This window comes from Sphingomonas sanguinis (assembly GCF_001476905.1).
Taxonomy (GTDB): domain Bacteria; phylum Pseudomonadota; class Alphaproteobacteria; order Sphingomonadales; family Sphingomonadaceae; genus Sphingomonas; species Sphingomonas sanguinis_B.
In genome coordinates this window covers 1-9,367 of the sequence record NZ_LDTE01000087.1, presented here as the reverse complement: position 1 = coordinate 9,367, position 9,367 = coordinate 1, and the positions used below count along the sequence as shown (strand labels likewise).

Annotated in this window: 12 protein-coding genes; 8 read left to right on the top strand and 4 right to left on the bottom strand. The window is 65.8% G+C overall.

The features are described from left to right. Positions 1–70: 70 nt before the first annotated feature. Complete coding sequence (locus SB4_RS13740; RefSeq protein ID WP_058753014.1) at positions 71–391, bottom strand: antibiotic biosynthesis monooxygenase family protein; 321 nt, start codon at positions 389–391, stop codon at positions 71–73. A gap of 144 nt (positions 392–535) precedes the next feature. Here SB4_RS13740 and SB4_RS13735 point away from each other — a divergent pair, with 144 nt between their 5' ends. Then, positions 536–1,150: a class I SAM-dependent methyltransferase gene (locus SB4_RS13735; protein WP_058753013.1), complete on the top strand. Its 615-nt coding sequence runs from the start codon at positions 536–538 to the stop codon at positions 1,148–1,150. A gap of 127 nt (positions 1,151–1,277) precedes the next feature. On the opposite strand, the gene SB4_RS13730 is transcribed toward SB4_RS13735, so the two are convergent. Further along, a complete protein-coding gene (locus tag SB4_RS13730; protein WP_058753012.1) occupies positions 1,278–2,504 on the bottom strand; it encodes a phospholipase D-like domain-containing protein in 1,227 nt (408 codons plus the stop codon). Positions 2,505–2,627: 123 nt separating this feature from the next. Between SB4_RS13730 and rpoZ the strand changes: the two genes are divergently transcribed. Beyond that, entirely contained in the window at positions 2,628–2,972 is a 345-nt protein-coding gene (rpoZ, locus tag SB4_RS13725) for a DNA-directed RNA polymerase subunit omega (RefSeq protein ID WP_058734009.1), read from the top strand. An 81-nt stretch (positions 2,973–3,053) separates the two neighbouring features. Here the strand turns inward: rpoZ and SB4_RS13720 are convergent, their stop codons facing one another. Further along, positions 3,054–3,368, bottom strand: a complete 315-nt coding sequence (locus tag SB4_RS13720; RefSeq protein ID WP_058753011.1) for a hypothetical protein — start codon at positions 3,366–3,368, stop codon at positions 3,054–3,056. Positions 3,369–3,537: 169 nt separating this feature from the next. On the opposite strand from SB4_RS13720, the gene SB4_RS13715 reads away from it, so the two are divergent. The 4 genes from SB4_RS13715 (at position 3,538) to SB4_RS13700 (ending at position 6,038) form a co-directional block, all read left to right on the top strand. Continuing rightward, entirely contained in the window at positions 3,538–3,741 is a 204-nt protein-coding gene (locus tag SB4_RS13715; protein ID WP_058716467.1) for a hypothetical protein, read from the top strand. Then, positions 3,734–4,393: a hypothetical protein gene (locus SB4_RS20390; protein WP_241488620.1), complete on the top strand. Its 660-nt coding sequence runs from the start codon at positions 3,734–3,736 to the stop codon at positions 4,391–4,393. Before SB4_RS13715 ends, SB4_RS20390 begins: the two co-directional genes overlap by 8 nt. A gap of 86 nt (positions 4,394–4,479) precedes the next feature. Next, positions 4,480–5,508 carry a hypothetical protein gene (locus SB4_RS13705; protein WP_058753010.1) on the top strand — a complete coding sequence of 343 codons (1,029 nt, stop codon included), beginning with the start codon at positions 4,480–4,482 and terminating at the stop codon, positions 5,506–5,508. A 74-nt stretch (positions 5,509–5,582) separates the two neighbouring features. Further along, complete coding sequence (locus tag SB4_RS13700; protein ID WP_058753009.1) at positions 5,583–6,038, top strand: hypothetical protein; 456 nt, start codon at positions 5,583–5,585, stop codon at positions 6,036–6,038. Positions 6,039–6,079: 41 nt separating this feature from the next. Here SB4_RS13700 and SB4_RS13695 read toward each other — a convergent pair whose 3' ends face one another. Then, positions 6,080–7,477, bottom strand: coding sequence for a M20/M25/M40 family metallo-hydrolase (locus SB4_RS13695; RefSeq protein ID WP_058753008.1), 1,398 nt, complete (start codon positions 7,475–7,477; stop codon positions 6,080–6,082). Between the two features lie 245 nt (positions 7,478–7,722). On the opposite strand from SB4_RS13695, the gene SB4_RS13690 reads away from it, so the two are divergent. Both SB4_RS13690 and argB read left to right on the top strand, forming a co-directional pair. After that, positions 7,723–8,376, top strand: coding sequence for a queuosine precursor transporter (locus SB4_RS13690; protein ID WP_058716471.1), 654 nt, complete (start codon positions 7,723–7,725; stop codon positions 8,374–8,376). 48 nt (positions 8,377–8,424) lie between these two features. Further along, positions 8,425–9,324, top strand: coding sequence for an acetylglutamate kinase (argB, locus tag SB4_RS13685; protein ID WP_058753007.1), 900 nt, complete (start codon positions 8,425–8,427; stop codon positions 9,322–9,324). Positions 9,325–9,367: the final 43 nt, after the last annotated feature.

Below are 9,367 nucleotides of genomic sequence, written 5' to 3'. Positions count from 1 at the left end.
CCTTGCCCTCCCCCATCCCCTCCCGCTTGCGGGAGGGGCGTGCTGGCGGCGCGCTTTGAATTCCAAACGGCTAAGTTTGGCCCCACCTATAACTCCGCCCAACCTGCGCCACCGCGACCTCATACCGCGCATACCATTCCGCCCGCCCGCGATCCCGGATCGCCGCATGGTCCGGATGCGCCCGCCATGCCAAGGCGCTGGCTTCATCGGCCCACCAACTGACGGTAATGCCCAGCCCATCCGCCCCGCGCGCGCTGTCGACCCCGCAATATCCCGGCTGTCGCGAGGCGAGGGCGTCCATCGCCTCCGCCGCCGCGGCATAGCCTTGCGGATCGCTATCCGTCCGCGTCGATACGAAAATCACCGCGATCTGCCCCGTCCTGTCGGTCATAACGCTCCATCCACCGCACCCGCTTTGCGACGGAATGCACGGGTCGGCGGCAACCCAATAGCTTGAAAGTCGTTCGGCACCTGTGCGACGAGGGAATTTCCCTCGCGCGTCCCTTACGCGGGGATCACGAACGACAGGAACTCGATGCCCAGCTCGACCACCGCCGCGCGCAAGTCCCGCACCGATGCCACGGGGTATCCCTCGCCCGGCCAGATGTTTTTTCAGCAATTTCTGAAGCATCCGGTGATGGTGGGCTCGATCATTCCGTCGTCGGGCAAGCTGATCCGCAAGATGCTGGGCCCGGTCGATTGGGCCAATACCAAGCTGTTCGTCGAATATGGCCCGGGCGTCGGCACCTTCTGCCGCCCGATTCTGGAGCGCATGGCGCCCGACGCGATGCTGATCGCGATCGATACCAATGCCGATTTCTGCGACTATCTGCGCCACACCATCATCGATCCCCGCTTCAAGGCGGTGAACGGGTCGGCGGCGGACGTGCAGAAGATCGTGCGGGATCATGGCTTCGATCATGCCGATTACGTTCTGTCGGGTCTGCCCTTCTCGACCCTGCCGCCCGGCGTCGGCCCGGCGATCGCGCAGGGCACGCATGACGTGCTGCGTCCCGGCGGCGCGTTCCTGGTCTATCAGTTCAGCCCCAAGGTGAAGGATTTTCTGGTCCCGCACTGGTCGAACATCGACCACGACATGGAATGGTGGAATGTGCCCCCGGCGCAGCTTTACTGGGCCTGGAAGGACTGACACCCATTCCTCCCCTGTAAGGGGAGGGGAACCAGCGAAACTGGTGGAGGGGTGTCACCCTCTCGATAGCGGGACACCCCTCCGTCAGGCCTGACGGCCTGCCACCTCCCCTTGCAGGGGAGGAATTCTATTCTCCATCGGGCGACTCGATCCCGAAATTCAGCCCCCGCGACACCGAAGGATCGATCACCGCGATCAGAAGATAGGCCGCGAACTGGCGCAGTCGCTGGAACCAGCCGGTGTTCCGCTTGTACCAGTCGGGCGTGATCGCCTCCGACCGGGTGACCTCGCCATCGACATAGGCGCGTACATGGGTCGCAAAGCCCGTGTCCTCCACCCTCAGCATCAGTTCCAGATTCACGAACAGGCTGCGCATGTCGAAATTGGCCGAACCGACATGCACCGCATCGTCGATGACGTATAATTTCGTGTGCAGCTTGGTCAGCTGATACTCGAAAATCTGGACGCCCTTGCGCAGCAGGCCTGCATAGGTGAAGCGCGCCGCGGCGATCGTCGCTTCGTTGTCCGACTTGCCCGCCGTCACGATCCGCACCTCGGCGTCGCGGCGACCGGCGCGATCGAGTCGCCGCAGCATGGTCGGGCTGGGGGTGAAATAGGCGGCGATCACATCGATCCGTCGCCCGCGCCGCATATCGTCGCGCACCGTCCGCGCCCAGGGCGACAGCCGCCGGGTCGGTCCGCCGATCAGCCATCGCAAGCGGCCCGTCGACTCGCTCCAATGCGCCAGCGCCTTGTTCAGGTCGCGCAACCGGCCCTTCGGATTTTCGGTCCAGGCGAACAGCGCATCGAAGTAGCCCGCCATGCGCGCCGCCGCCGGTCCCTCGACCAACAGGCCCAGGTCGCGCCAGCTCTGGTCGGCGGGGGTGCCGAAATAGTCATCCTCGATATTGAAGCCGCCGATGATGATCGAGGGCGCGGGCCCTTCGGCATCGGCGAGCGCCAGCTTCTGATGATTGCGCAGGAGGTAGCGGCGGCCGAAGCGCGGCTCGAACCGCGACAGCCGCGCGCCGGTCTCGATCAGCGGCCGGAAGAACGCCTCGTCCGCGCCCGCGCCGAAGCCGTCGACGATCACCGACACCGCGACCCCGCGCCGCGCCGCCGCGATCATCGCGTCGCGCACCCGCCGTCCGGCCGCGTCATCGGTATAGATATAATAGAGGATGCGCAGCGAAACCCGCGCGCCCTTGATCAGCGCGAGCAGCGCCTCCAGCCGCCGGGGCCCCGTGTCGAGCAGGGTCAGGTCATGGCCGTCGACCCGGAAGCGGGGCTGCTCAGGCGGGATGGACGGGGGCGGCGTGGATGGGAGTTGGGCGGTGTCGTCGGGCAAGGTCATCCTCTCGACCGCGTAACGATTCAGGCAAGCCGGGCGTTGCATGTCCCAAGGCTTTTGACTTGCTGACGCATTGCTGTTAGGTGGCCCGCTTTCATCCCAGCATTATTTGCGAAGGACACACGCATGGCGCGCGTCACCGTCGAGGATTGCGTCGACAAGGTTCCCAACCGTTTCGATCTGGTGCTGTTCGCGGCGCAGCGGGCTCGTCAGATCTCGGGTGGAGCGGACCTGACCGTCGATCGCGATCGCGATAAAAACCCGGTCGTCGCGCTGCGCGAGATCGCCGAGGAAACCGTTCGTCCGACCCATTTGGAAGAGTCGGTCGTCAACAGCCTGCAACGCGTCCAGATCGACGACGAGGACGAGGCGGATGACGTCGGCAGCCTGCAGGCCTCGGCCGAGGCGCTGCGCCTGACCGCCGCTGCCCCGCCGCGCAACCAGAATCTGGGTGCCGACTACGACGGCTGATCGGCCGTCTTCGGACTTGGACATGAAAAAGGGCCGGTGCGAACCCCTCGCACCGGCCCTTTTCCTATTCGCCCGACAGGCTCAATAGCCGCGCCAATAATCCCAGCGTGCCGCATGACGCTCATGCCGTGCGAAACGTGCATCGCGCCGCGCCTCGTGCCGACGAACGGCGGCGGCATGGGCATAGGCATCGGCCGCCCGGTAATCGCCATAATAGGCGGCCGTGTCGGCGGCCCGCTGGTCGCGCCCCGCCTGATAGGCATGGACCTCCGCACCCCGCGCCGCCTGATGCGCGCGATATTCGTCATAACGCCAGTCCTGCGCGCTGGCGGTGCCCGCCGTCAGCAAGACTCCACCGGCCATCGCGACCAGCAATCCCGTCCTGAACATGGTCATCGCAACATCCTCGAAACGATAAGCTCCCGTATGTGGCGGAGATTGCACCGCTTATCCTGAATGGCGCGTGGCGGCGGCGTTCAGCGAATTGGCAGGATAGCAGCACGGAAAGCCCGTGTTGATTGCCACCTCCGCAGGGCTGGTTCAGATAGCGATGGGAGGATGCCGCATGGCCATGATCGAAGTCTATGAAAAGGACGAGATGGTACCGCTATTCACGGGCGACTTCGCATTCCTGCCGCGCCTGGGAGACACGATTTCCAAAGAAACCGGGAGCTATTTCATCTACTATACGGTTGTAGAAATTTGGCACCGTCAGGAGGGAGCGACCGATCGTTTCCAGGCTTGCGTGCGGGTGACGGAAAATGACTGACGCCACCGGACAGGTGGCTGCTCGACGTTGGCGCTGGCTCCACCGTATCGGTTATGTCTGCACGCTCCTTGTCCTGACGCAATTGATCTGGGCCGGAACTCTCCTGACGAAAGCGTGGTGGCGGCAGCGGGGGCAGGCGGCCGAAATGCGGGCGCACTCGCGGGTCCATTCCGGGCTGTTGCTGTCCGATCCCAACGCGATCGATCTGGACAACGGAGCCTTGGTTCAGCTGACGGCGCTGCACCCGGTGTCGGCATTGGGGTCGCAGTCGGTCAGGCTGGCGGTCAATCCTGCGCTGTCCGATCAGGCCTATGCGCTTGCGCTGAGACGGCGCGGCGAGAAGGCGGAAGGGGTGGTGATCGTGTTACGACACGCGCCCGATGGTTTGGACAAGCGACAGGCTTATCATTTCCAGACCTCCGTGGCCGAGTTCGATCAGGTCATGGCGCAGTTCGATATGGTGACCGACGGTTATCAAGGGGGAGATCGGTTGTGCACGGATGGTGTGGAATATGCGTTTGAGCGTCGAAGCGGGCCACGGGTGACCTCTGGCACGAGTGTCAGCAGTTGCGACAAGACCTATGAGCGGGCCGCCATGCTGCTGTTCGATTTTGCCAGGCGTTTTGCACCCCTTCCCAAGACCCTTGATTGAACAGGGCAGTGCACAACTGTGTCTGTGTATTGACACGATAATACACATGCGTCATCCTTCTCCCCATCTCAACAGGGAGAACGTCCATGTATAGCGAGAGCGACATCGACGGTGCGGTGGCGGCGGGGGCGATTTCGCCCCAGGCGGCATCGGCGCTGCGGCAGCATGTTGCGACGGCGCATGCCGCGCCGGCCGTCGACGAGGAGCATTTCCGGCTGCTCACTGGGTTCAACGACATCTTCGTGTCGATCGCGATCGCGCTGCTGCTCGCAGCGCTGGGGCAGATCGGGTTCCGCATCAGCCATGGCCTGGGCGGCGGCTTCGTCGCGGCGGCGGCGTGGATGCTGGCCTTCTACTTCACCGCCAAGCGGCGCATGGCCCTGCCCAGCATATTGCTGCTGCTCGCTTTTGTCGGCGGGGTCGCGGGCGGGCTGATCGGGCTGATCGAGACGATCTGGCCGCATATCGGCGACACGTCGGGCGCGCTGGCGATGTCGGGCGTCGGGCTGGTCTCGGCAGGCGCGGCCTGGCTGCACTGGCGGCGGTTCATGGTGCCGATCACCGTGGCGGCGGGGGCGGCCGCGCTGGTCGGGGTCGCGATCGGGCTGGTGATGGCGGCGGTGCCCGACATCAAGCAGGGCGTGTGGCCGATGCTGCTGCTCTGCGGGCTGGGCGTGTTCGCACTCGCCATGCGCTGGGACATGTCGGACCCGAAGCGTGAGACGCGGCGTGCCGACGTCGCCTTCTGGCTGCACCTGGCCGCGGCACCGATGATCGCGCATCCGATCTTTCAGATGCTGGGCGTGTTCGACGGCGATATCGGCGCGGGCGTCGCGGTGATCGTGCTGGCGCTGTACCTGCTGTTCGCCGGGATCGCACTGGCGGTGGACCGGCGGGCGCTGCTCGTGTCCAGCTTGGTCTATGTGCTCTACGCGCTCTACTCGCTGTTCCGCAGCGCAGGCGCGGTGGAGCTGGGCGCGGCCTTCACCGCGCTGGTCATCGGCTCGGCGCTGCTGACCCTGTCGGCCTTCTGGCAGCCGATGCGACGGACCGTGGTCGGCTGGCTGGCGCAACCGATGCGCCTGCGCCTGCCGCCGGTGCACCAGCCCGCGTGACGGGACCGTGCCGCCGCCCGGCCCCATGGGCGCGGGCGGCGGCACCCGGAATGGATCAGGATAGGCGTGGCGATATGACCCGTGACGAGCTGGAGCTCGGCCAGACCTTGCGGGGCAGACGGCGGTCGCGCCGCGTCCTCGACCTGCTGGAGGCATGGACCATGGTCGGGGTCATGGCCTCCGCCCTGTCCTCCCATCGCCAGGCGGCACTGGTCGAGCGGTTGCGGCCTGCCATGCGGCACCGGCTGCGCCTGGTGTCCTCGTCATCCGATGCGGTCGTCCCTGCGATCGACGCGTTCGCGGCGGGCCATGGCACGGTGGTCCTGATCGGATGGCAGATCGAGGACGAGCCGGCGCTGCTCCTGTCGTTCAGGGCGCTCAACCGCGCGGTGCCGCATCTGCGGACGGTCTATCCGGACGGCTTCGTCCTGTTGAACGAGCCGCTGACCGACGCCCTTCTGATCGAAGTCGACCCGGACGATCCCGCCGGACCGTATATCGACCGGCTGTCATGGGACTCGGAGCCCTAAACGCCGACAGGGGCCCGCCGGTCAAGCGGGCCCCGTCATCCTCAATAGGCATAGGCCCGGACGAGATCGTACAGATAATCTCGCCCGTCATAGAGTGACTTGACCCGGATGCGCTCGTTCAGGCCGTGGATGCCGGACATGTCCTTTTCGATGAAGATACCCGGCGCGCCGTAGACGGGGATGCCGATGCTCTGGAAGAAGATGCCGTCGGTCGCGCCGGTCGACATCATCGGGACCAGGGGCACGCCGGGGAAGTGCTTCGCCGCCAGCGTCTTCATCGGGCCGATGATCTTCGGGTCGAGCTTGGGCGGGATCGCGGTCGGGCGGACCGGCTGGTTGGCGGTGACGGTGATCTTCGGCCCCGCCAGTTCCTTGAGTTTCGCCAGCGTCCCCTCGACCGTCTCGCCGGGGAAGATGCGGCAGTTGATATTGGCGGTCGCGCGCTGGGGCAGCGCGTTTTCGGCATGGCCCGCCTGGAGCAAAGTCGCGACGCAGGTGGTGCGCAGCGTCGAGTGCAGCGCCTTGTCCTGGCTGACGATCGCGTCGGCCGCCTTGTCCTCCGGGTTGGCGAGCAGCCGCGTGATCGCATCGCCCAACTGGCCGCCGACCTTTTGCGCGGTGGCGGTCAGGAAGGCGCGGGTCGTATCGGTCAGGTGGATCGGGAATTCATAACCCTGCACCGCCTTCACCGCATCGGCGAGTTCGTAGATCGCGTTCTCCGGCGTCGGCTGCGAGCTGTGACCGCCCGGATTGGTCGCAAGGAAGGTGTAGTTCTGCGCCGCCTTCTCGCCGACCTGGACCGCCAGCAACTCGCGCTTGCCGTCCGCATCGAGCCGCCCGCCGCCGCCTTCGTTCAGGACGAACTCGGCCGCGATCAGGTCGGGCTTGTTCTTGGCCAGCCATTCCGCGCCGTTGAAGGCGAAGGTCGTTTCCTCGCCACAGGTCAGCGCCATCTTGATGGTGCGCTTGGGCGGCGTCTTTTTCAGGCGGATCAGCGTGTCGGCCCAGACCGCGCTCATCGCCTTGTCGTCGACGGTGCCGCGGCCGTAGAGGAAGCCGTCCTCCTCGATCAGCTTGAACGGATCGCGCGTCCAGTCCTCGCGCTTGGCCTCGACCACGTCGAGATGGCCGAGCAGCATCATCGGCTTCAACCGCTTGTCCGTGCCGGGCAGGACCGCGACGATGCCGCCGTCCTTGGGATGGTCGGGGACCGAGAACAGGGTAATATCGGCGTCCTTGTAGCCGGCCGCCTTTAGCCGCTCGGCGATCTGGGCGGAGGCCTGGGTGCAGCTGCCGACCGACAGGCTGGTATTAGTTTCGACCAGCTGCTTGTACAGGTCGAAGAACGCCTTCTGGTCGGGCCTGTCCTGTGCCGCCGCGATGCCGGGCATCATCGCCAGCGTTGCCGCCACCCCGCCGAGCCATTTCGCCAACCGCATGTGATCCCCCTTGTTTTTGTGTTGGCGGGAATAGAGCGTGTCGTGGGGCGCGGTGCAAGCGATTGGGCCCTCTAATTCCTCCCCTGCAAGGCGAGGTGGCGCGCGCAGCGCGTCGGAGGGGTGTCCCGCTATCGAGAGGGCGACACCCCTCCGTCAGGGCTTCGCCCTGCCACCTCCCCTTGCAGGGGGGGAATGAGACGTTCCTAATCCTTTGCCACGGACCGTTTTCGCGCTAGCAGTCTGCGATGGACCATCCTGACGTCGCATCCCGCCCGCGCCTGATCTCGCCTTCTCTGTTCGCCCTGTCGATCTTTTACGGCGGCATGGTGTGTATCGCAGGTGTGCTGGGCAACAAGCAGGTCTCGCTCGGGCCGATCGCGGTGGAGGCGGGTATCTTTGCCTTCCTGTTGCTGGTCGTCACGTCGAGCGCGGTGGCCGAACTGCATGGCCCGGCCGTCGCGGGTCGGCTGGTGCGGGTGGGTTTCGTGCCGCTGCTCGTATCGCTGGCGCTGTCCTGGGTGGTATGGATGCTGCCGCCTTCGCCCGACATGGTGCCCGCCAATCGCGAGGCGATCCAGCTGATCCTGGGGTCGACCTGGCGGATCTGGCTGGGCGGTATCGTCGCCTATGGCGTGTCGCAGACGCTGAACGTCACCATCTTCGCCGCGCTGAAGGGGCGGGAGGGCAGCAAGATGCTGTGGCTGCGCGCGGCGGTGGCCAGCATGCTCAGCCAGGTGGTCGACACGCTGCTGTTCGTCACCATTGCCTTTTACGGCGCCTTTCCGATCGGCCAGCTCGTCATCGGGCAGATGATCGCCAAGGTCACGCTGTCGGCCATTCTGGTGCCGCCGCTGATCTATGTGTTCGTGGCGATCGGTCGGCGGCTCGATCGCGCTTAACCCATATTGCCGGTTTTCCCCGTCCCTCGCGCGCGATAAAGGGCCGCCATGACCAACCACGATCCCGACGCCGCCCTGCTCGCCAAGGCCGAGACGCTGACCGAGGCGCTGCCCTATCTTCAGCGTTATGCGGGCAAGACCTTCGTGGTGAAATATGGCGGCCACGCCATGGGCGACCCCGAGCGTCAGCGCGACTTCGCCGAGGACATGGTGCTGCTGAAGGCGGTCGGCATCAACCCGGTCGTGGTCCATGGCGGCGGGCCGCAGATCGGCGCGATGCTGAAGCGGCTGGGCGTCGAGTCGCAGTTCGTCAACGGGCTGCGCGTGACCGACAAGGAAACCGCGCAGATCGCCGAGATGGTGCTGGCGGGATCGATCAACAAGGAAATCGTCAGTTGGATCGCCGCCGCCGGGGGCCGCGCGGTCGGTATCTCGGGCAAGGATGCCGGGCTCGTCATCGCCGAGAAGGTGCAGGGGCGCGAGGCCGATCCGCTGAAGGGGATCGAGCGCCATGTCGACCTGGGTTTCGTCGGCGAGCCGGTATCGGTCGACCCGCGCCTGATCGAAAGCCTGTGCGCCGACGGCATCATCCCGGTCATCGCGCCGGTCGGCATCGGGCTCGACGGGCATACCTATAACATCAACGCCGACACCATGGCGGGCGCGATCGCCGCGCGGCTGGGCGCGTCGCGTTTCTTCCTGCTGACCGATGTCGCGGGCGTGCTGGACAAGCAGGGCGAGCTGATGACCGACCTGAACCCGGCCAGAATCGCGGAACTGCGCAGCGATGGGACGATTTCGGGGGGGATGATCCCGAAGCTGGAGACCTGCGTCTCGGCGGTCGAGGCCGGGGTGGATGCGGCGGTGATCCTGGACGGGCGTGTGCCGCACGGGATGCTGCTGGAGATCTTCACCAAGCAGGGGGCGGGGACGCTCGTCCGGCGGTGATGGTGTGGGGCGAGGTTGGGGCGCGTGGCCTTCGACTTCGCTC

Bases quoted from the DNA above. Each gene is read 5' to 3' on its own strand.
- SB4_RS13740 (WP_058753014.1), bottom strand. From the start codon at position 391: ATGACCGACAGGACGGGGCAGATCGCGGTGATTTTCGTATCGACGCGG.
- SB4_RS13735 (WP_058753013.1), top strand. From the start codon at position 536: ATGCCCAGCTCGACCACCGCCGCGCGCAAGTCCCGCACCGATGCCACG.
- SB4_RS13730 (WP_058753012.1), bottom strand. From the start codon at position 2,504: ATGACCTTGCCCGACGACACCGCCCAACTCCCATCCACGCCGCCCCCG.
- rpoZ (WP_058734009.1), top strand. From the start codon at position 2,628: ATGGCGCGCGTCACCGTCGAGGATTGCGTCGACAAGGTTCCCAACCGT.
- SB4_RS13720 (WP_058753011.1), bottom strand. From the start codon at position 3,368: ATGACCATGTTCAGGACGGGATTGCTGGTCGCGATGGCCGGTGGAGTC.
- SB4_RS13715 (WP_058716467.1), top strand. From the start codon at position 3,538: ATGGCCATGATCGAAGTCTATGAAAAGGACGAGATGGTACCGCTATTC.
- SB4_RS20390 (WP_241488620.1), top strand. From the start codon at position 3,734: ATGACTGACGCCACCGGACAGGTGGCTGCTCGACGTTGGCGCTGGCTC.
- SB4_RS13705 (WP_058753010.1), top strand. From the start codon at position 4,480: ATGTATAGCGAGAGCGACATCGACGGTGCGGTGGCGGCGGGGGCGATT.
- SB4_RS13700 (WP_058753009.1), top strand. From the start codon at position 5,583: ATGACCCGTGACGAGCTGGAGCTCGGCCAGACCTTGCGGGGCAGACGG.
- SB4_RS13695 (WP_058753008.1), bottom strand. From the start codon at position 7,477: ATGCGGTTGGCGAAATGGCTCGGCGGGGTGGCGGCAACGCTGGCGATG.
- SB4_RS13690 (WP_058716471.1), top strand. From the start codon at position 7,723: ATGGACCATCCTGACGTCGCATCCCGCCCGCGCCTGATCTCGCCTTCT.
- argB (WP_058753007.1), top strand. From the start codon at position 8,425: ATGACCAACCACGATCCCGACGCCGCCCTGCTCGCCAAGGCCGAGACG.